Source organism: Alteromonas sp. MB-3u-76, assembly GCF_002831605.1.
Lineage (GTDB): Bacteria > Pseudomonadota > Gammaproteobacteria > Enterobacterales > Alteromonadaceae > Alteromonas > Alteromonas hispanica.
This window is the reverse complement of record NZ_CP025115.1, coordinates 2,646,288-2,668,738: the sequence shown is the minus strand read 5'-3', so window position 1 is coordinate 2,668,738 and position 22,451 is coordinate 2,646,288. Positions and strand designations below refer to the sequence as shown.

The window sequence follows — 22,451 nt, the reverse complement described above, 5'->3', positions numbered from 1 at the left end:
TTAGCTCCTACATTCTGAATATGCCGAATTGAGTTTCCTCAATGGGCTTATTGAGTGCTGCAGATAGCGACAAACCAAGCACTAAACGTGTATCTGCGGGATCGATGACACCATCATCCCAAAGTCGTGCAGACGCATAGTATGGATGTCCCTGTTCCTCATATTTTTCTATAACTGGCTGCTTAAATTGCGCCTCTTCCTCATCGCTCCAACTCTCACCCGCGCGTTCTTTTTGGTCGCGTTTAACTTGCGCTAAGACGCCGGCTGCTTGTTCTCCGCCCATTACCGAAATTCGTGCGTTCGGCCACATGAACATGAAGCGTGGGTCGTAGGCTCTGCCGCACATGCCATAGTTACCGGCACCAAAACTTCCGCCAATTAGAACAGTAAGCTTCGGCACTTTGGCACAGGCTACAGCCGTCACCATTTTTGCACCGTGTTTGGCAATCCCGCCGTGTTCATATTGCTTTCCGACCATGAAACCAGTGATGTTTTGCAAGAAAACGAGTGGGATTTTTCGCTTGGCACATAATTCAACAAAATGGGCACCTTTCATGGCGCTCTCGCCAAACAAAATACCGTTGTTGGCCACTATACCAACGGGGTTTCCAAAGATTCGAGCGAATCCGCAAACCAGAGTGGTTCCATAAAGTGGTTTAAACTCATCAAAATCAGACTCATCTACAATACGAGCAATGATTTCGCGTACGTCGAAGGTTTGCCTGCTGTCTTTTGGCACGATGCCGTAAATCTCTTTAGGGTCAAATTTAGGCGGTTTGGGTTCTTTTACGTCGAGCAACTGAGGCTTTTCTCTGTTTAGTCGAGAAACAGCATTTCTTGCAAGCGAAAGGGCATGGTGATCATTATTTGCGAGTTGGTCTGCAACGCCGGATATGCGTGTGTGAACATCACCACCGCCGAGTTCTTCGGCAGTTACAACTTCGCCAGTAGCCGCTTTTACGAGTGGCGGGCCACCCAAGAAAATAGTGGCTTGCTCCTTTACGATAATACTTTCATCTGCCATAGCTGGAACATATGCGCCGCCTGCCGTACAAGACCCCATAACCACTGCAATTTGAGGGATGTTTTTGGCAGACATATTGGCCTGGTTAAAGAAGATCCGGCCAAAATGATCTCTGTCAGGAAACACTTCATCTTGACGAGGTAAATTTGCGCCACCAGAGTCGACTAAATAAATGCAAGGGAGATTATTTTGCTCGGCAATTTCTTGCGCTCTTAAATGTTTTTTCACTGTAAGAGGGTAGTAGGTGCCACCTTTTACCGTAGCGTCGTTCGCTACAATCATACATTCGGTGCCTGCTACCATTCCGATACCGGCCACTACTCCTGCACAAGGCACGTAATCATCGTACACTTCCCACGCCGCTAGCTGACCAATTTCAAGAAAAGGAGTGTCGTCGTCTAAAAGCGCGTTAATTCTGTCTCTTGGAAGAAGTTTGCCTCTTGAGATATGGCGCTCTGCCGCTTTTTCACCACCTCCAAGGGATATTTTTTGAATTTTTTCATACAAGTCATCCACTTGCGCTTGCATATGGTCGCGATTGGCGATGAAGGTTTCAGATTTGGTATTAACACTTGAACGTAGAACGGGCATACCCCCTCCTGTGTAATAGCGCTTCGATAGTGGCGCTATTGATTTGTTGTTTGAACTTTTTATATTCGTATTAAGAAGACGTGTTACGAAGACACCCATGCAAAAATTTAGCTAGCATAACGGCACCGTTGCGACTGTTATAAAGACACCCATCTAACTACTCCGGTTAGAATGGGTGTCTCTGTATTGTCTTCTCTGTGTTGTCTGTGGTGCCACTGAGGCACAAACTATTTCGATTCGTTAAATAGCTCGCGACCTATCAGCATTCTCCTAATTTCAGATGTACCTGCACCAATTTCATAAAGCTTGGCATCGCGAAGGAGTCGACCAGTAGGGTACTCGTTGATATACCCATTACCACCAAGTAACTGTATAGCGTCTAATGCTATTTTGGTCGCTAACTCTGCGGAATATAGAATTGCGCCAGCAGCGTCTTTACGCGTTGTTTCTCCGCGATCGCATGATTGGGCTACAGCGTAAACGTAGGCCCGTGAAGCGTTCATCTGGGTATACATGTCTGCCACTTTGCCCTGTACGAGTTGAAATTGCCCAATCGACTGACCGAACTGCTCTCTGTCGTGAACATAAGGCACCACAATGTCCATACAAGCCTGCATAATGCCCAGAGGGCCACCCGAAAGCACAAGGCGTTCATAGTCTAAACCACTCATAAGCACGCGCACGCCTTCGCCTTCACTGCCTAGTATATTTTCAGCTGGCACCTCGCAATCTTCAAACACAAGCTCACAAGTGTTTGAAGAGCGCATGCCTAGTTTGTCAAGTTTCTGTGCCCTGCTAAAACCTGGGAAGTCGCGTTCAACAATAAATGCTGTAATGCCACGAGGGCCTGCAGATGGGTCTGTTTTCGCATAAATAACAAAGGTGTGCGCATCTGGTCCATTGGTGATCCACATTTTATTGCCATTTAAAATGTACTTATCCCCGCGCTTTTCTGCGCGCAATTTCATGCTTACCACATCAGAGCCCGCGTTAGGCTCACTCATAGCGAGAGCACCGATGTGCTCACCAGACACTAATTTAGGAAGATACTTTTCCTTTTGAGCCTCATTACCATTTCGGTAAATTTGATTAACGCACAGGTTGGAATGAGCGCCATAGCTTAAGCCAATACCGCCAGAAGCTCTGCTCACTTCTTCCATTGCAATGGTGTGCGCTAGGTAGCCCATGCCAGAGCCACCGTATTGTTCAGAAACAGTGACACCATTTAGCCCCATGTCGCCAAGCTTTGTCCAAAGATGGTTTGGAAATTGATTGTCTTCGTCGGCCTGAGCCGCTAACGGCGCGATTTCTTTTTGCGCAAATTGATACACTTGATCACGAAGCATATCCATTTCTTCGCCAAGGCCAAAATTCATTGTAGGGTAGGAGGTGTTCATGCGATTTTTCCTCGTTTGAGTTCTGCGAGTTCTTCTCTACATCTGGTTTCAACGTCGTCCAGTTCTGTCATCAACATTTGTATATCTTCTAATTGTTGATTAAGAACCGCACGCTTTTGCTCGGACATCTCTAACATAGCTTCTAGCTGAACAGCCGAGTTCGGATTACTGTCGTACATGTCAAACAAGGTTTTCACCTCAGCAAGTGAAAAACCAAGACGCTTACCGCGTAAAATCAGCTTTAGGCGCACTCTATCTTTGTTAAAATAAACGCGGTTTTGACCGGTGCGAGTGGGCGATAAAAGACCTTGTTCCTCGTAAAAACGAATGGAACGCGGCGTAATATCGAACTCTCTCGCAAGCTCACCTATAGCGAAAGTAGTTTCATTTTCCGACTTGCTCATTACATGTACCTTGTCGTGAAGCATTTTCTTGCTGTCCAAAAAATATGTGAGTGGACTAAATATGTCCTCAACGCTGCGCATTAGCGCGTCACTTGTCACCTGTTATGCTCAATCGGTTTAACTGCCTTACCACCTAGTCCTTGCCTAGTTTTATCATTGTTCTGGAATAACATTAGGCGAAAGAACGTTTTTCTTGTGTCGATAGCGTGGGTGTCTCTGTTCTCTGTTTAGCACCTACTAACTTGTTCGGTGAGTAGAAAAGAACGCGCTGTTAGTTTTATTTTCCCCAAGTATCAAACAAGACTGTTGTGTTTGGTTGACAGAACCTTTTGACAGGTTTACGTTAACGTTAATTACATTTTACGTAAAGGTAAAGTAACATTTTGCTAACGTCAATTTTTCATGAAGACGGACTCTGTTTAGCTGGGTTGTGGGTGTTTACTTTTGTATACAAAGCGGTAATCGTTATCGCCTAAGTGATTAAATTAATTGAATATTAAAGGTAATGTTATGAGTGATAAAACAGTTGTTATCGTAGCTGCAAAACGTACTCCAATGGGTGGGTTCAACGGCAGTTTAGCACCGCTGAGTGCAACTGACTTAGGCGAGATTGCTATTAAGGCGACATGTGAAAGCATGGATGTCTCGCAAATTGATGAGGTTGTTATGGGCTGTGTACTGCCTGCCGGGTTGGGGCAATCGCCGGCCCGTCAGGCGTCTTTAGGTGCAGGTTTACCGCTCAGTGCAGGCGTAACGACCATTAACAAAGTATGCGGCTCTGGGCTAAAAGCGGTGATGATTGCACATGACCTGATAAAAGCAGGTAGCGCCGAAACCGTGGTAGCTGGCGGCATGGAAAGCATGAGCAACGCGCCTTACATGCTACCGAAAGCGCGCACGGGGTATCGTATGGGTCATGGTCAAGTACTTGATCATATGATGCTAGACGGGCTTGAAAATGCCTATGATGGCAAAGCTATGGGATGTTTTGCGCAAGACACTGCAGACAGCGAAAATATCACTCGCGAACAAATGGATGAGTTTGCGTTGAGTTCGCTTTCAAAAGCCCATGAAGCCATCAACAGCGGCACGTTTAAAGATGAAATAGTTGAAGTGACTATTTCTGGTAGAAAAGGGGATGTCGTTGTAGACACTGATGAAGGCCCTGGCTCTGCGAAGCCGGAAAAAATTCCTTCATTACGTCCAGCGTTTAAGAAAGACGGAACAGTGACTGCAGCAAACTCTAGCTCCATATCTGACGGTGCTGCAGCACTATTGGTCATGAGCGAAGATAAAGCTAAAGAAATGGGGTTAACGCCACTGGCCAAAGTGGTTGCCCACGCGACACACTCTATTGAACCTGAAAACTTCACCGTGGCACCGGTCGGTGCGATGGAAAAAGTTTTAGACAAAGCGGGCTGGTCGAAGGATGAGGTTGACCTATTTGAAATCAATGAAGCTTTCGCCATGGTCACCATGCTAGCGATGAAAAAGCTCAATCTTGATGCCAGTAAGGTTAACGTAAAAGGTGGTGCATGTGCCCTTGGTCATCCAATTGGTGCTTCTGGAGCGAGGCTGTTGGTTACTTTGCTGCACGCGCTTAAGCAACAAGATAAGAAGCGCGGTATTGCATCATTATGCATAGGCGGCGGTGAGGGTGTGGCCCTTGCAGTTGAAATGATGTAGCCTTCAGGCCAAGGTTTACATTGTTAAATAACTTTAATGCTGGCAATGGCACCCATTTGGGTGCCATTCATGTTTTAATGATAAAAGAAAAATAATAAGAACGTTCTATGGCGCTAAAAAATCTAATTTCATTATCTTGCATGGTTGCGTTTGCCTTTGGTTGCTCGACTCGTCCAGAACACCCACCTATTGGAAATGAAAGCAACCAAAGTACAAAAGTTGAACAGGTTGCCTATAGCACGTTGTCTACTCTCCCTGCGTCCGCGCCAACTAGCGTATACGCTTACGGCAATTCAGAATTACAAACAATTTCCTATTGGCGAGCAAAGGTTGAATCTTCACACAACGGACAAGTAGCCAATAAAGCGATTATTTTTATTCACGGCGGCTGCTGGTTAAATGCTTATGACTTATCTCATGGGAAAGGCTTCTACACGTCTCTGGCCAATGAGGGTATTGATACGTTTGCTGTAGAATATCGACGAAGCGGTGATGAAGGAGGAGGTTGGCCTGGCAGCCTAGAAGATGTTAAAAGCGGAGTTAGTCATTCACTTTTTGAACTCTCCAAGCTTGGCCCCAAAGAAGTGTATATTATTGGTCATTCTGCTGGTGGTCATTTGGCGCTTCTCGCTTCTCAAAATACAGCATCGATACCCGATAACATCACGATAAAATCGGTGATAGGTCTTGCTGCAATTACAGATATTGCACAATATGCTCGAGGTGAAAATAGCTGCCAAACGGCTACAACGGCGTTTATGGGGGGTACGCCGGATAACATCCCCTATGACTATAAAAAGGCTACGCCACAGTTAAGTCGAATCCAGTTTCCTGTCATTCTTATGCAAGGTAACGAGGATAATATTGTACCTACTCGTCACAGTATTGATGATAATGCACAGACGATTTCTATTCCCAACGGGGGCCACTTTGACTGGCTTCACCCTCAAACTGACTCTTACAAAGCACTTATTAAGGTAGTGACAGCAAATGATTAATAAGGTTTTTTCCGCCAAGCAATTAGACGATAAAGATCCCTTGCGCCATGTAGCGGAAAGATTTTCGTTACCACCTAATACGGTTTATCTAGACGGTAATTCGTTGGGCCCTCTCCCGAAAGCAGCACAGACAAGAGCTCAAGAAGTGGTAAATAATCAATGGGGTACAGATTTAATTAAAAGTTGGAATTGTCACGACTGGATTAATCTACCGCAAAAAGTAGGGGATAAAACTGGGGCTCTGATTGGCGCTGGAAAAGGGCAGGTAGTTTGTTGTGATTCCATCTCCATCAATTTATTTAAAGTACTGAGCGCAGCGCTTAAAATGCGTCCCGAACGCAAGGTTATCGCTACCACGCGAGATAATTTTCCTACCGATATTTACATGGTGCAGGGCCTACTCAGTCTTCTTGGTGATGAGTACAGTATTCGATACATTGATGAAGCTGATATTGAGAGCCAACTAACCGACGATATAGCCGTGTTGATGCTCACTCAAGTCAACTTTCGTTCTGGCTTTAAGCAAAATATGGAAGCTGTTACACGACAAGCGCATACAATGGGCATATTGACGCTATGGGATTTGGCACATAGCGCTGGCGCATTTGTTGTGGATTTAGACGAATGCCAAGTAGATTTTGCCGTTGGTTGCACATATAAATACTTGAATGGAGGTCCGGGTGCTCCGGCGTTTGTGTATGTTGCACAAAGGCATCAGGAGGAATACAGGCAGCCTCTATCTGGGTGGATGGGCCACAAATCGCCCTTTGCTTTCACGCCTGACTACGAGGCGCAAAATTCAGTTAATCAAAATTTGTGCGGAACACCGGCAATTTTGAGCATGAGTGTACTTGATGCGGCACTTTCTGTATTTGAGGGTGTCACCTTGAAAGCCATTGATGAGAAATCGAAAAAACTACAGGCGTTTTTTGCTGCGGAAGGTAAACGAGCTGGGTTGTGTGATTATATGGAAATAGTTAGCCCAGCAATTGAAAACCGAGGTAGCCAGCTCGCGCTCTCACATTCAGATGCCTATGCCATATGCCAGGCATGGATTGCTGAAGGTGTTATTGCCGATTTTCGTGCGCCAAATATTTTACGTATAGGTTTTGCTCCGTTGTATCTTTCTTTTGCCGACATTGAGTTGGCCGTTCATAAACTCGCCGAGATTATGCAAAATAAAACGTATGAAAACGAGGTGTTTCAGCGCAAACAGCACGTAACTTAGCCAGTTAGCGACTTAGTTGGACTTATTCGGGCCAAAGTCGTTGCAAATTGGCTTAGGTCAATGAATACTTGCCCCATTGTCGGTAGTTTCCTAATTCCAGTAAGTATGATGTCAAAGTTAGCTCGAAACATTGGGTGGGCAGCATTTACGCTCGTAAATGTTTTCTTTTGCCAAGCTTTCGCTCAGGTCGAAAATAGTATCGAAAGCGACATACTTAACAATAACGTTGAAGAAGTTACCTATTGTATCGATCCTAACTGGGCGCCTTACGAAGCAATTCGCAATAATCGCCATGTGGGCATCTCCGCGCAATACCTAGCGCTGATAGAGGATCTAGCCGACCTGTCGTTTACCCTCGTGCCAACTGAAAACTGGCAGCAGAGTTTAGAATATGTTCAGCAGGGGCGATGTCAGGTTATTCCAATGCTGAATACGTCAGACTATCGGCGCCAGTTTCTCGACTTCAGCCTCCCGTATTTCGAGGCGCCCAATGTACTAGTGGCCAAAGAGGGAACACCCATGGTCCAAGGATATTCTGGGCTTGGTAATCGTACAGTGGGTATAGTTGATGGTTACCGTCAGCTTGAATACATCTATCGTCATTACCCCAATGTTCGTATTTCTATGTTGTCCTCAGAGCAAGAGGGGTTGAAACAACTTCTCGATAATAAATTCGATGTGCTTGTAGGCTCTCTGCTGAGTATGAATATGCATATTAATAATCAAGATCTAGAGGGGTTAAGCATAGTGGGGTACGCCGAGCCTCATGATTCTCTCGCTTTTGGGGTCAATAAATCATCCAGCCATTTAATTAAAAAATTAAACTTTGCCATTGAACGCATACCTGAAGAAAAGAAAGTGGCTATTTATAAGCAATGGAACAATGTTAAAGTGCGTGAAAGCCGCAACTACTCAGTTTTGTTGTTGTGTGTAGTTTTTGTATTAATTGTACTAATAGGGCTTATATATCGCAGTCGCTACCTGCGTGAATACAAGCATGTTTTGGCTAGCAAAGACACGCGAATCGGTGAGTTGAAGGCCGCTTTATTAGAAAAGAATCGTGCTTTGGCGTACTTATCTGCTCATGACAAAATAACCGGTTTGTATAATCGAAATCACATGATCCAACGAGCAGAAGAAGAAATTTCTCGTTTCCAACGATTTCACACTACTGCAACGCTTATTATTATCTCGCTTGAACAGCGCAATAATAAAGAGAGAGCAATCGATGATTTTGTTCGCGAAGATATGCTCAAGCGCTGTGCATCAAGCTGCTTGAGCACCATCCGAGAAGTGGATGTAGTATCTAGGTTTAATGAGCAGCAATTCATTATATTGTGCCCCCAAACACAACTAGACGCCGCAGAAACATTGGCTGCTAGGTTGTTAGAGAGCATCAAAAAACAGAAAAGCCTCATGTCGATGATGAAAGTGTCAATTGGCTTAGCTGAGCTTAAAGATGAGGAAGAGTTTTCAGACTGGTATGAACGTACGTTGGCAGCCTTAAATAAAACGGATAGGTTAGGGTGCGACATCGCTGCTTCACATGATTAGCAGACAGAGTCTTGTCAATCAAAACTAAAATAGTAAGTTAGACCAGCTAATACGAGTAGCTGGCCTAGAATAAGCCAAGCACAGATTAAACGATAGGGTCGTAATGCCATTGGTGTGCATCGTAGCGAACGCGTGAGCGATTGTATTCTCTTTCAGAACGCCAGTTTCTATTATTCAACTTAGCAGTAACCCCTGCATAAAGTCGCTTGTTAGCAATAAGTTTTACGTCTGATTGATAACTTTCTTTAGCAACTTTTATCTCATAGGCTTTTGCTTCAATCCACTCGAGCAGCGCAGTTTCATTGTTAAATAGCTCAAGGGCGTCTGTCATTTTTCGCTTTAATTCTTTAGGAACCTTTTTGCTTTTTAGCAGGTCAAATTTTTCTTTATGCTTTAAATTGTTTTCGCGAATTTGCTTAAGTAGCTCATCAATGCCGTCCTTTCGTTCCAGCAATTGGTTAAAGCCGGGGCTAAAGTCAATTTTCAATGTACTACCAGATACTGCGCCTAAAGTTCCGGCTTCCACTCTGCCTTGGCTTACTATGTCACAAGCAAATAAATTGCCCATTGGGTTGTCAATTTGACCCACCACAACGGCACCGCCACAACGAACCCTACTGTAGGCAAGTTGCCTTCCAATTGTGACATCGCCTTTGCATTGCATTTCGACACCTTGGCCATGCTGCACGTGAATACTGCCAGCAGCAATAAGCTTGCATTGATATTCGCCTTCAGTGTCATTTACTTTGCCCATCGCGCCTTCGGTAATAATAATATCGCCGCCAGACTCGATATAGGCCGATTCTACAAAGCCATTGATTGTGACATCACCAGACGCTTTTATCTGCATCTTCTCGGTAACATCGCCATTAACCAAAACAGCACCTTCATAATTAACATGACCAGAGCCCACGTTTACGCCGCTACAAATGAAAGTGTCGTCTATATTCATTATCTGGTCTCGGTATTTAGGCATACCAGATATGGCAGAGATAAGCAGGTTAGAGTCGCTGTCTGATACTACAGTGCCTGTACCCATCTTAAACTCAAGCCATTCGCCAGCAACGCTTGGCAGCTTATTACCTTTAACGTCAAAACCAGAGCGGCCTTGCGTCGGTGCTGTTCGTTTAAGTACAGGTGTGTCAACCTTCACGCAGATCACTTCGCCAAGATTACGCATGTCAACGCGCTCACCGCCCTGTGATTGGGGGCGCAAAATTCTGTCCAGTGCATTGGGTACCAAGGGAACAAATTTAGAGTTCTTGCCATTTCTTGGAGGCAAACCTTTTGCAATTGTCTCTTCAAGAATTTCGCCGCTAGTAGCATTTTGGGCTCTCTTTAAAAGCGCTTTAATGCGTTTGGTACTTATTCCTTTTACAATTTTATTTTTCATTGCAAGAGACATAACTGCGGCAAAAGAGGGTAATCTGCCACCATAAGGTGTTGTAAGAACCAAATTGGCAGTCATAGAATCTTCGGGGATGCGAAACTCGACTTCCGCATTTTTTCGCTCACCAATGCGTTCTTGCACTATGGTGCCATCATCGGTTTTGAAATAATGGTTGGCAGTATCGCATGCCGATTTTAACGCTTTCTCTGAAATATAAAGACCAGATGTCTCGCCGCTTTCCAGCTGTTTGCGGATCTCACTCATATCAACGTCTGCTTCAAACTCGGTAGGGTTAAGCATTAAATTGATATAGGTTCTAGATTTGTCGAAGCTAATTGTTACGCCATTCATGAAAACATAATCCCCTGAGCGCTTATTGGTTTTATTATCGGCTGCTCATATTCTTTCTAAATAGTACTACTCACTAATGCGTTTCTGCCTTGCGAGGTAACAGTACCGCTAATCCGTTAGCTATCAATTTATTCTTATAACGGCTTTACGTCAAAGGTTTTCAGCATATTGAAATAGTGCGCGCAAAATTGCCTGTTTATCGGGGTTGTCGCTATGCTCATGAGCCAGTTGTTCAAGCTTCACCAAATAAGTATCTAATGTAATGGAGCCGTTTGACGAAGCGTCGGTTAATCGTGATTGGCGATGGCGTTGCCAGCGCGTCATCTCATCCGCTGTCAGGGTATTTGGGTAGTTTCTAGCGCGGTATCTAAAGAGTAAAGTTCGCAAGCCTTGATGTTGGGTTAAATCTGCAAGAGCCGGCAAATTTTCAGGGCTAGCCGCGACAACTTGTTCGCACCAGCGTCTGTCTGCATCGCTTAAAAAGCCTCCGCTATAGAGCGCGTGGTCGATGTCGTTCTCGTCGTGCTCGTCTTCAGCGCTGTACACAGCAATCAGCTTTTCTGCAATTTCAGGATGAGAGGCTAGTTTGCGATAGTTATCTAGGCATTTCTCGCGATCAAGTCCTAAACGCATGGCGTTTTCTTCTGACATTGCTTTTGCCGTAGTAATAAAAGGCGAGCGATTGGCGTGGATTAATTTTACACCCGGACGCTCCTTTTTATCGGCAAAGTGTTCGGATGGTGCGTAGAGCTTTTGTTTTATCTCCTCGGGTGAATCATGAATTAGGCTATCAACGTCATGAGATAAATCGACAGTAATGAATCCGTTGCCGTTTTTGGGATGTTTCGCAATAGGCATTATCCATGTACAACAACCTTGGGCAGCAGGTAACTTCGATGATATGTGCAGTAATACAGAGGGCTTCGAGAGGTCAATCTGCTCCATAACAGCGTGTTTGTTTCTTAGCGAAAATGCATAATCAAACAGTCGTGGTTGCTTCTCTTTAATTAGCTTAGCCAAGGCTATAGTGGCGTAGACATCGCTTAAAGCATCATGGGCATTACCGTGCTCTAAATTGTTGGCTTGCGTGAGTAGTTCTAATCTAAAGCTTGGTGTTCCGTCATCCCGTTCCGGCCACTCAATGCCCTCTGGACGCAGTGCATAGCATGCACGGGCAAGATCTATAATATCCCACCTGCTATTTCCGTTGCGCCATTCTCTTGCATATGGGTCGAAGAAGTTTCGATAAAAAAGAAATCTCGCCACCTCATCATCGAATCGAATACTGTTGTAACCCACACTGCACGTATTGGGGAGAGACATTTCTTCAAAGATCTTAGAGGCAAAGTCGGCCTCGTTCATGCCATCTCTTAAGGTTTGTTGAGGTGTAATACCCGTAACAAGGCAGGCCTCTGGGTGGGGAAGGTAGTCGTTTGCTATTGCAGACATTATATTGATGGGCTTTCCCACAATATTTAAGTTTTCATCTGTTCGCACTGCTGCAAACTGGCAAGGCAAATCTTTGTGCGTATTAGTGCCAAACGTTTCAAAGTCGTGCCATAAAAAGGTAGGTGTCTGCATAACCGCCAAAGTTGCTCCGTAAATAGGGTGCCATTAATTTTCGTAGAGTTTACACGGCAAGGCGTTGAGCGCCAACTTTGCATCGTATTATTGTCCTGCTCGGTTATAAGAAAGGTGATAAAAACGGCAGTAAAATGCTCCCTTCAATGGGCAAGAATTAAGCGCATAAAGAGTAAACCATATAGCTATCTAAATTTATTATTTTTGCTGGTTTTCCGCGGGCCAATAAAAGGTGTAAAAAATTTGTTAAAAGGACTGGCTTGAAAGGGGTTAGCGGTCTACGCTAAAACTGTGAGGGAAATGTCGCTTTCACCGAAATTAATAATAAATACTAAGTCGTTACGAAGACTTGTTTCATACGCTGTTTTGCAAAGTTGTTATTGTATGTAGCGGTAGGCGCAACGACAGGAGATAAGAAATGGAATCGTTGCAAGTCAGTGATTATATGAACACCCATCCCGTAAAGCTAACCGTGGAAATGCCGGTTGCACAAGCCGTCGAAGCATTGCTTTCTAGTAATCAAAGTGGCGGCCCTGTGTTGGATAAAAAAGGCAAAGTCATTGGTTTTCTTTCCGAACAAGACTGTATTGCCACAATGATTGCGTCGAGTTATTACCGTGAACAAATATGTCGCGTTGGGGACATAATGAAGTCTCCTGTGCTTTCTGTTAAACCGTATATGTCGGTAATTGAATTAGGCGAGTTGTTCTTGAAACAAAAACCAAAAGTATATCCGGTGGTTGATGACGATGGTGTTTTGTTAGGCTGCATTAATCGAACGTCGGTTTTAAGAGCAATTGATGTGCAGTTAAAAGACGGCTATCAGCACGCTGTTTAACCTGCATCGACCGAATAAATTTCAGACAAGCAGATAATTGTTGAACACGGCTTGTTTTGCAGCAAAAACATTCAAGGGGCTCTATGACCAGAGCCCCCAAGCTCTCTTACTTTCAATTATGCAAACATGAATTTAGCATTCAATCTATAAACTTATGCTTATTGCTTATGCAATATGGTTGTTCAATTTTCTTTGCAATAAAAATAAAACCTTTTATGCTTTCGTCTCATTTTTAAATAGACGCAACATAAAACGAGTTATCAGTGCATTCAACTAATTCCGTCGCGCCAAATCCTTTGGGGCTTACGCCCATACTCCTTTTTGTTATTCTGGTAGTTGTTACCGGAATAACGACTAACGATATTACCTCTATGCCAATATTGGTGGCGTTTTTCATCAGTGCAGGCTACGGACTTTGCTTAAATCCGAAGGGGAACAAAGTAAGCTTCTCTGAAAAGGTGCAAACCTTTTGCCAGGGAGGGGGAGATAAGAACATTATTCTGCTGGTACTTATCTTTCTACTCGCAGGTGCTTTTTATGCTGTGACCATTGATATAGGCGCACGAGACGCGACGGTAAACATGGCGCTGCAATTCGTTCCTTCTTCGTTGATACTCCCCGGCTTGTTTTTAATTTGTTGTTTTATCTCTTTTGCCATGGGAACTTCCATGGGCACCATTACCGCGCTATCTCCTATTGGGGCAGGTCTTGCTACTAACCTTGGTTTGCCTATTGAAATGGCGTTAGGAATTGTAGTTGGAGGTGCGATGTTCGGAGATAACCTTTCATTTGTATCAGACACCACAATAGCAGCAACAAGAACCCAAGGTGTGCAGCTTAAAGACAAGTTTAGAGCAAACCTTATGGTGGCATTGCCCGCGTGCATAGTAACCATGATTTTACTGTTGCTAGTGGATGTTGATACATCGGGCATTGTAGAGTCGAAAGATTATGACTTATGGAGAATATTGCCGTATCTATGCATTATTGGTTTCGCGCTAAGTGGCTTTAACGTGATTAGTGTATTGGCCGTAGGCATTGCAAGTGCATGTGCAGTGGGCTTGGTGCAGAGCAGTTTTACGCCACTTACCATGATGCAGAGTATCCAAAAGGGAATGGGGTGGATGCAAGATCTCGCTATGATTGCCATTACCATTGGCGGTATTGTGGCGCTAATGCATGCCAACGGTGGAATAATATGGCTAATACAGCGCTTAACAAAGCAGGTGCAAACCAAGAAAGGGGCAGAATTTAGTATTGCTGGATTAGTGAGCTTTCTTGATATTACTACCGCGAACAACACTATTGCCATTGTAACTGCGGGTCCAATTGCCAAAGATTTGAATAAGAAGTACGGGGTAGACCCACGAAGAACGGCCTCGTTATTAGATATCTTCTCCTGTAGCTTTCAGGGGCTTGTTCCTTACGGAGCACAGTTGCTTAGTGCAGCTGCAGTAGTGGGGATATCTCCGTTAGCAATTACACCTTACTGTTGGTACCCCATGCTCATTTTTGTGTTTGGTATTGCAGCCATAAGTCTTGGGTTTCCCCGTTTTAGCACTCCATTAGATGATGGGTTAACCCATACATCCTGAATCTACGTACAATTGGCCAATGCTAATTGTATTGGCCATTTGTAAGTGATTGACGTGTGTTGTAATGCGTTGCTCTAAATACACCTCTTTGATCATGATGTGTTTACCGCATTTATTTTGTTGCCGGTATTTTGGCTGATAGGTTCGCGGAGCATGTCGCTGACTTTGTCTCTTACATACGCTGACTTTGTATTTAACATACGCTGGCTTTTTCGGTGGCTATCTTCTAGGATCGACGCCCCATTTTTATTTGAAAGCTCAAACGTTATTATCTGTAGGATGTTACCTTGTCTTCACCCATAGCAATAAAACCGCTTTATCAGGAACTTGATGCGTGCCTTACAGCAGATAAGTTTCGCTTGAAACGACGAATCACCCAGCTTGCGAAATCGGCTAAAGGGGACGGTCGAAATGATGAAAAGCTGCTTCAGCAGTTTGAAAAATTAAAGCGCGACATAACACACTCCGCAGAGAAAAAAGCGCAGCGCAAAGCAAACCTTCCGGATGTTGAATATCCGCCACTTCCTGTTTCCGATAAAAAAGAAGACATAAAGGAAGCCATTGCCAATAATCAGGTTGTCATTGTTGCTGGTGAAACGGGCTCAGGAAAGACCACACAGCTGCCTAAAATTTGTTTAGAGTTAGGCCGTGGTGTAGACGGTATGATTGCTCATACACAGCCACGAAGACTTGCTGCACGCAGCGTAGCCACTCGAATAGCCGAAGAGCTCAACACGCCGCTAGGTGAAAAAGTCGGTTTCAAAATTCGGTTTACCGATCAGGTGAGCGAACGTAGCTACGTTAAATTAATGACCGACGGTATGTTACTGGCGGAAATGCAACAAGATCGGTTTTTAAATCAGTACGACACGATAATTATTGATGAAGCCCATGAACGCAGCTTAAATATCGACTTTTTACTTGGCTATTTACGTCAGCTTCTAGATAAGCGCCCTGATCTTAAACTCATAATAACGTCTGCCACTATCGACCCTGAGCGCTTTTCTAAGCACTTTAATAACGCGCCTATCATAGAAGTCAGTGGGCGAACCTATCCTGTAGAAGTCCGTTACCGAGCGGCCGAAGATAACGACGATGATATCGACCAGTCAGACGCTATCGTTCAAGCGGTAGACGAGCTTATGGGGGAGGCGCCGGGTGATATCTTGATATTTTTGAGCGGAGAGCGGGAAATTCGCGACACCCAAGATGCGCTTAGCAAGCAGCATTATCGCAATACAGAGGTAGTGCCGCTCTACGCACGCCTGTCAGCATCTGAGCAAAATCGTATTTTCCAGTCTCATAGTGGAAGACGTATCGTGCTGGCTACCAACGTGGCTGAAACCTCTCTTACCGTGCCAGGTATTAAATATGTAATCGACCCCGGTTTTGCCCGGATATCTCGCTACAGCGCGCGTAGTAAAGTTCAACGCCTGCCAATAGAGCCTATTTCACAGGCTTCTGCAAACCAGCGGGCCGGTCGATGCGGCCGTGTGTCTGACGGTATTTGTATTCGTTTGTACAGCGAAGATGATTATCTAGGTCGCCCAGAGTTCACCGACCCAGAAATACTCAGGACAAATTTAGCCTCAGTAATTCTGCAAATGCTAGCGCTGGGACTAGGCGATATCGCTGCCTTTCCGTTTGTGCAGCCGCCGGATAATCGCAACATTAATGATGGTTTTAGACTGCTTGAAGAAATTCAGGCTATTGCCAAGCGCAATGGCAAAATGCAGTTAACAAAGATGGGCAGAAATATCGCCAGGCTTCCTATAGATCCACGCTATGCTCGAATGGTGATAGAAGCTGATGCTACCAATGCGCTAAGCGAGGTTATGGTGATTGCAGCTGGGCTCTCTATTCAGGATCCGCGAGAGCGCCCGCAGGAGAAGCGCCAGCAGGCAGACGAAAGTCACAGTGAATATCAAGATAAAGATTCTGATTTTATTAGCTTACTGAATTTATGGCTTGGGTTCAGAGAACAGCAAAACAATCTTAGTCAAAACCAACTTAGAAAATGGTGCAAAACGCGTTTTATTAACTATTTGCGTATGCGGGAATGGCAGGACATTGTCAGCCAGCTTAAAAAGTCGATAGCCGAGCTAGGTTTGGGGATCTCAAATCAAGAAGCAGATTACCAAGCGATTCACCAGGCCATTGCTAGTGGGCTTCTGTCTCACCTTGGTTTTAAAGATAAAGACCGAGAGTACTTAGGCTCTAGAAATACACGCTTTATGATATTTCCCGGTTCGGGGTTATCAAAAGCTCAGCCAAAATGGATTATGGCGGCAGAGTTAGTCGAAACATCAAAGCTGTTTGCACGTATGGTGGCTAAAATTGACCCGGCTTGGGTTGAGCCATTAGCAACACACGTTACCCAGCACAGTTACTCAGAGCCTCACTGGTCGAAAAAGCGAGGGGCGGTAATCGCTTTTGAAAAGGTCACGCTTTTTGGCTTGCCCATTGTTATGAAGCGAGCCAAAGTTTACAGCCAGATAGACCCTGCTATTTGTCACGAGTTATTTATACGAGAGGCGTTGGTTGCCGGAAACACAAAAATCAACTTTGGCTTTTTACAAGAAAACCAAGCGCTATTAGAGCAGGCAGATGAGTTTGAACAAAAAACGCGACGCCGAGACTTAGTTGTAGACGATGAAGAGCTTGCCCATTTTTACGCTCAGAAAGTACCGGTAGAAGCCAACAACGAAGCCGCCTTTAAAAAATGGTTCAGGCAGCATGGTAGCAATGAAGGTCTCACCTTTACTGAAGAAGATGTGTATAGGCAGCAACCCGGTCAATCGGTAGCGAATGCATTTCCTGATGTATGGCGACAGGGAAACATTACTCTTCCTCTTCGCTATAACTTTGAGCCAAATGCGAAAGATGATGGCGTAACGGTGGTGATACCTCTACCTGTACTGAATCAGGTTGATGATGTTGGTTTCGACTGGCTTGTGCCCGGGTTAAGACACGAGCTAATTGTGGGCATGATTAAAACATTACCTAAACGTTTGCGCCGAAACTTTGTGCCAGCGCCGAATTTTGCTGATGCTTGTCTCTCGGATATAAGCGAAACCGATAAGAATAATCGCCCTGTTGCCATGATGGATGCGGTTGCGGATAAGCTGCGTAAAATGACAGGCGTAGTGATTGAGCCTGAAGAGTGGAATTTTGAGCAGTTAGACAAACACCTTAAAATGCACTTTGCAGTAGTTAATGATAACGGTGATAACATTGCCACAGGTGACGACTTACATCAGTTAAAGCAGCAGTGTGCAGGCCAGGTTCAAAAGACATTTGAAAAAGCCGCCACTCCCGAATTAGAGCGCAGTGACATTGAGCAATGGGATTTCGAGGATATCCCGGCCACCTTTGTACAAAAAGTGGGTGGATTTGAGGTGCAAGCGTTTCCCGCATTGGTGAAGCGCGGTGACAAGGTCGATATTGCGCTAGTTGATGAGGCAGATAAGGCAGTTGCTGAGCACCGTCAGGGAGTAAATGTGCTGATTAAAAATGCAATGCCGTCTCCGCTTAATTACTTGCAAAATAAGCTTCCCAATAAAGCTAAGCTCGGTTTGTATTTTAATCCTTTTGGTCAGGTAAAAGCGCTAATCGACGACTGTATATTTGCGGGGATTGACGCCCTGGTATCAGATTATTGCAAAGAGCACGATACCGATATTCGAACTAAAGCCGATTTTGAGGCCTGTTTAGACAAAGTCCGCGCAGATATCAACGATAAGGTGCTGAATATTGCTAAGCAAGTTGAGCAAGGGCTTACGTTAGCGCACCAGTGTCAAAAGCTGATGAAAGGAAATGTTCCCCTTAACATGGTAAATGCCCTGGGCGATTGTAAAGGCCATTTATCATCGCTGGTGTTTCCAGGGTTTGCTTCTTATATTGGTGAGGCAAGACTTGATGACTGGAATCGTTACATAAAGGGTCTTTCTCGCAGGTTAGAGAAGCTCCCTATAGATCCACATAAAGATAGACAGCATCAGCTTACTATAGAGAAATGTGTTAACGAGTGGGAAAAAGCGCGAAGTAAATTTCCGAAAGGTAAGGTGCCAGCGGCGCTCGACGAAGCGAGATGGATGATTGAAGAGTTAAGGGTATCGCTGTTCGCACAGCAACTTGGCACGGCTTATCCCATATCTGCAAAACGTATAAGCCTGTTTTTAAGTGATTTTTAAACCTTGCTATTAGTGAAAATTTGAACACATAATTGTATGGAATCTAGTCACGCGGTTTGACAAGTCAAAATCCTCAATCTATAACAAGATTAGGGTAGTAAGCGTGAGCTAAAAATCAGAGGAAGTAGACATGCTAGGGTACGACGATAAGCGTAATTTTTTCAGGATGATGGTTAACTCGCCGTGTCAGTTACAGGTTACCGATGATGAATCGAGCCGTACGATGCAGGCAATGTGTAGGGATATCAGCGCTACCGGTATGTCGTTAGAGGTCGATGAACCCGCTATAGAAGTTGGAACGCAGATTAGCGTGGCGATAGAGTCGTCTAGCTCACAAATACCTTCACTCGCCGCGCTTGCTAATGTAGTGCGTTGTGAACCAGAGTCGGAATCGAGTTGCATTATTGGGGTGGAAATCACCCAAATGAAGTAAGTCGGTTTAGGAAATAATTGTTTTTAGTGCTCTGCTGTCTTGACGAAGCGTCGGGTAGATAGCCATTCTCTAAAAACAATTATTTCCTTTTCGAGAGAGGGGCCTTTTGTACTTAGGCCTCTTTTAAATCGCTCCCTTTTTAATTTAAATGTTTCCCAGCGCTCTGTCGCTTGGTTGTTCTGCTTCTGCTCTTAAGCTCATCACTTTTGTACCACCTCTTTGCGCTACTGATATTTCGTTACGCCTCTTAGTTCAGAAAAATCGATTGCCTTGGTAAATTAATTCGGTTTTCATTTTGTGTTGCTTTTGATAATAATTCTCATTACGATATTTAAAGCGTACGACTTTTTGTTTTCAAATGCTGGCTTACAAGTTAAAGCTGCTATTTGCATTCGAGTTCAAAACCAACATGACAGAGGCTATTTTATGAAAAAAACGATGACATTCGCTATTATGCATTTTGCGGTTGCGTTTACCGTAGCCTACCTGCTTACCGGAAGTATGGTTGTTGGTGGGTTGGTAGCATTGGTAGAGCCTGCCATTAATACGGTAGCCTTTTATTTTCATGAGTTAGTGTGGAAAAAGTTGGAAGACAAAAAGGCGCGAGAAAGTATCGCGCCAACGCTATCTGCTTTTTAACGTAGCGCTACTGGCGTATTAACAGTGCGCTACTGGGGCAACGGTTTAAGTTTTTATCTACGGCGAAGGTACACAAATCCTAGTCGTCGGTTACTTCACACACCAAACCTTTTAGATAATAGCCCTCTGGATAACTTCCAATAATGGGATGATCTGAGGCTTGATTAAGCCGTGCGATTATTTTAATGGTTCTACCTGCGTCTAGCGCTGCATCTGCGACAATTTTTTGAAAAAGGTCGGCAGGCATAAGCCCAGAGCAACTAAAAGTAAGCAAAAGGCCGCCAGATTTCACTGCATGAATGCCATACATGTTTATATCTTTATAGCCTCTTGCTGCTCGGTTTAACGTTGCTTTGTTATCCACGAATTTTGGTGGGTCTAAAATCACCATATCAAACTGGGTACCTTCAGCGTGATATTCACGCAAAGCTTTGAACACATCTTTATTGATATAGTGAGATTTACTGCCATCGAGTTCATTAATCTCAACATGATGCTTTGCCAGGTTCAAAGCTGGTTGCGACACATCAACATTCGTTACCGACTTTGCGCCACCGGCTAATGCATAGCATGAAAAGGTGCCCGTGTAGCTAAAGCAGTTAAGTACATCTGCATCTTTGGCATATTGTCCGGCTGCCGCACGGCTATCTCTCTGGTCGAGATAAAACCCTGTTTTATGTCCGCTTTCAATATCGACAACAATATTAAGTCCGTTTTCTTTTACCGTAACTTGGTTTGGCGGTGTGCCGTGTAAAACGCCTACTACAGGCTCTAAACCTTCTTTTTTACGAACGTCTACATCACTTCGCTCGTAGATGTGAACATCGGGCAGTAATTTGGTAATAGCCCAAACAATTTTGCTTCTATGTTTTTCCCCGCCCGCACTTAGTAGTTGTAAAACTGCGACATTATCGTAAAGGTCGATAGTGATACCCGGTAAACCGTCACTTTCAGACGCCACCCATCTAAATGCATTGGTCTGCTGTGGGTCAAATAAACGTCTGCGCAGTGCTAGCGCTTTTTCTAACTTACGCATGAAAAAACCATTATCGATGCTTTCATCTTGCTTAAACGTCCACATACGAATACGTATTTTTGAATCAGGGGAGTAGGCACCGCGTCCCAGCCAGTCGCCCTGCGAATCGAAAACATCAACGGTATCACCTAGTTTTGCTCGACCTTTTACCTCACCTACAGCACTTTCAAAAACCCAAGGGTGACGGCGGCGCAGTGATTTATCTCTGTTGGGTTGTAAAATTACTTGTGCGGACATATAAGTTCTCGTATCTGATAAGGTAGGTAAAATGGAACAGCGCGGATTATAGCGAATATTCTTGTTTTGTGTGTCGGTATCTTTGTCATGCATAGCTCAAACTCGTCAGGTTCAGCGAAAATGAGCGGGCTTTCTGTCACAATATGGTGCTGAAGCGAACTATACGTTGCCCTATCGCGTAATCAAAACGCGCAATCAAAATCGATCCAAAAATAGTAAAGCAAGATGGCGTTCGGTAGGAATATACAGCTCGCTCAATTCAACTGCGCTCAACATAGGAGATGACATGTATTACGTAGATTTCGAAAAAGGGTGCTCACCCACTGAACTGAATGTTAAAGAGAGAGCGTCATACGTGCTGCCAAATGGCATGGTAAAAGTTGAAGTGAGTGCGTTTGGTATTAACCGAGCCGATACGTTACAGCGTCAGGGACACTATCCGCCACCGCCCGGGGAAAGTGCTATTTTAGGGCTTGAAGTAGCAGGGACAGTTGTAGAGGTTGCACCTGATGTGTCTAACTTTAAGCAGGGCGACCGTGTTTTTGGTTTAGTTGCTGGTGGAGGCTATGCAACAGAGGCCATTGTTAATCCGGCCCATTTAATGCCTATTCCTGAAAATATGCCTTTTTTTGAGGCCGCGGGTTTAGCAGAAGTATTTTTAACTGCGTTTCAGTGCCTGCGAACCATCGCTCATGTGAAACCCGCTCAGCGGGCACTTATCCACGGTGGGGCAAGCGGGGTGGGGCTTGCGGCTACTCAATTGTGTCGATATTGGGGAGTGCATGCAGCCGTCACAGCTTCATCATCACAGAAGCTGTCGCTGTGTGAACAAAATGGGGCAGAACAATTAGTTAACTACAAAACTCAAAGCTTTGTCGATGAACTTAAAGCAGTATGGCCCGATGGCGTTGACATGGTACTGGATATGGTTGGAGGGGATTACCTCAATAAAAACTTAAGCGTGCTCAAACAGGACGGCATAATTGTAAACTTAGCCATGCTGGCTGGGCGCTATGCTGATAAGCTCGACATGGCATTACTATTGGGCAAGCGCGCTACGTTGACCGGAACCACGCTTCGCAATCGCAGCGATGATTACAAAGCTAAGCTAATTAGTGACTTTTCTACAGTATGCTTACCGGCTTTTGCCACTGGCGAGTTAAAAGTGAACATAGACACTCACTATAAAATCGACGATATTGATAAGCCCCATGCACGATTGGAGAACAACGATACAAAGGGCAAACTCACGGTTTCGTGGTAAAAATTACACCGC

At 44.6% G+C, this 22,451-nt stretch carries 16 protein-coding genes; 10 read left to right on the top strand and 6 right to left on the bottom strand.

Annotated elements, in window-relative coordinates; all coding sequences use genetic code 11:
- Positions 1 to 7: 7 nt before the first annotated feature.
- From CW735_RS11850 to CW735_RS11840, 3 genes are all read right to left on the bottom strand, one after another.
- Positions 8 to 1,615 (bottom strand): carboxyl transferase domain-containing protein, encoded by a 1,608-nt coding sequence (locus CW735_RS11850; protein ID WP_071979192.1) that lies wholly within the window; start codon positions 1,613 to 1,615, stop codon positions 8 to 10.
- A 227-nt stretch (positions 1,616 to 1,842) separates the two neighbouring features.
- Positions 1,843 to 3,012, bottom strand: coding sequence for an isovaleryl-CoA dehydrogenase (locus CW735_RS11845; protein ID WP_071979191.1), 1,170 nt, complete (start codon positions 3,010 to 3,012; stop codon positions 1,843 to 1,845).
- Positions 3,009 to 3,416: a MerR family transcriptional regulator gene (locus tag CW735_RS11840; RefSeq protein ID WP_100973252.1), complete on the bottom strand. Its 408-nt coding sequence runs from the start codon at positions 3,414 to 3,416 to the stop codon at positions 3,009 to 3,011. The genes CW735_RS11845 and CW735_RS11840 overlap by 4 nt, the downstream gene beginning before the upstream one ends.
- A 510-nt stretch (positions 3,417 to 3,926) precedes the next feature.
- On the opposite strand from CW735_RS11840, the gene CW735_RS11835 reads away from it, so the two are divergent.
- From CW735_RS11835 to CW735_RS11820, 4 genes are all read left to right on the top strand, one after another.
- On the top strand, positions 3,927 to 5,102 hold the full coding sequence (locus CW735_RS11835; RefSeq protein ID WP_100972310.1) for a thiolase family protein: 1,176 nt from the start codon (positions 3,927 to 3,929) through the stop codon (positions 5,100 to 5,102).
- 107 nt (positions 5,103 to 5,209) lie between these two features.
- On the top strand, positions 5,210 to 6,100 hold the full coding sequence (locus CW735_RS11830) for an alpha/beta hydrolase family protein (RefSeq protein WP_100972308.1): 891 nt from the start codon (positions 5,210 to 5,212) through the stop codon (positions 6,098 to 6,100).
- On the top strand, positions 6,093 to 7,328 hold the full coding sequence (gene kynU, locus CW735_RS11825; protein WP_100972306.1) for a kynureninase: 1,236 nt from the start codon (positions 6,093 to 6,095) through the stop codon (positions 7,326 to 7,328). Before CW735_RS11830 ends, kynU begins: the two co-directional genes overlap by 8 nt.
- A 108-nt stretch (positions 7,329 to 7,436) precedes the next feature.
- On the top strand, positions 7,437 to 8,882 hold the full coding sequence (locus tag CW735_RS11820) for a diguanylate cyclase (RefSeq protein WP_100972296.1): 1,446 nt from the start codon (positions 7,437 to 7,439) through the stop codon (positions 8,880 to 8,882).
- Positions 8,883 to 8,967: 85 nt separating this feature from the next.
- On the opposite strand, the gene CW735_RS11815 is transcribed toward CW735_RS11820, so the two are convergent.
- Positions 8,968 to 10,623 carry a DUF342 domain-containing protein gene (locus tag CW735_RS11815; protein WP_071979185.1) on the bottom strand — a complete coding sequence of 552 codons (1,656 nt, stop codon included), beginning with the start codon at positions 10,621 to 10,623 and terminating at the stop codon, positions 8,968 to 8,970.
- A 150-nt stretch (positions 10,624 to 10,773) separates the two neighbouring features.
- Positions 10,774 to 12,204 carry an exodeoxyribonuclease I gene (gene sbcB / locus CW735_RS11810; RefSeq protein ID WP_071981197.1) on the bottom strand — a complete coding sequence of 477 codons (1,431 nt, stop codon included), beginning with the start codon at positions 12,202 to 12,204 and terminating at the stop codon, positions 10,774 to 10,776.
- A gap of 418 nt (positions 12,205 to 12,622) precedes the next feature.
- Here sbcB and CW735_RS11805 point away from each other — a divergent pair, with 418 nt between their 5' ends.
- From CW735_RS11805 to CW735_RS11785, 5 genes are all read left to right on the top strand, one after another.
- Positions 12,623 to 13,042 carry a CBS domain-containing protein gene (locus CW735_RS11805; RefSeq protein ID WP_071979184.1) on the top strand — a complete coding sequence of 140 codons (420 nt, stop codon included), beginning with the start codon at positions 12,623 to 12,625 and terminating at the stop codon, positions 13,040 to 13,042.
- Positions 13,043 to 13,305: 263 nt separating this feature from the next.
- Entirely contained in the window at positions 13,306 to 14,637 is a 1,332-nt protein-coding gene (locus CW735_RS11800; protein ID WP_100972294.1) for a Na+/H+ antiporter NhaC family protein, read from the top strand.
- Between the two features lie 287 nt (positions 14,638 to 14,924).
- The gene (hrpA, locus tag CW735_RS11795) at positions 14,925 to 18,830 is read left to right on the top strand and encodes an ATP-dependent RNA helicase HrpA (RefSeq protein WP_100972292.1); all 3,906 of its coding nucleotides are present in this window, start codon (positions 14,925 to 14,927) and stop codon (positions 18,828 to 18,830) included.
- Positions 18,831 to 18,960: 130 nt separating this feature from the next.
- A complete protein-coding gene (locus tag CW735_RS11790; RefSeq protein WP_071979181.1) occupies positions 18,961 to 19,263 on the top strand; it encodes a PilZ domain-containing protein in 303 nt (100 codons plus the stop codon).
- A 426-nt stretch (positions 19,264 to 19,689) separates the two neighbouring features.
- Positions 19,690 to 19,902, top strand: coding sequence for a DUF2061 domain-containing protein (locus CW735_RS11785; protein ID WP_071981196.1), 213 nt, complete (start codon positions 19,690 to 19,692; stop codon positions 19,900 to 19,902).
- Between the two features lie 79 nt (positions 19,903 to 19,981).
- On the opposite strand, the gene CW735_RS11780 is transcribed toward CW735_RS11785, so the two are convergent.
- Positions 19,982 to 21,175, bottom strand: coding sequence for a class I SAM-dependent rRNA methyltransferase (locus tag CW735_RS11780; protein ID WP_100973251.1), 1,194 nt, complete (start codon positions 21,173 to 21,175; stop codon positions 19,982 to 19,984).
- 286 nt (positions 21,176 to 21,461) lie between these two features.
- Here CW735_RS11780 and CW735_RS11775 point away from each other — a divergent pair, with 286 nt between their 5' ends.
- Complete coding sequence (locus CW735_RS11775) at positions 21,462 to 22,439, top strand: NAD(P)H-quinone oxidoreductase (protein ID WP_071979180.1); 978 nt, start codon at positions 21,462 to 21,464, stop codon at positions 22,437 to 22,439.
- Positions 22,440 to 22,451 lie beyond the last annotated feature (12 nt).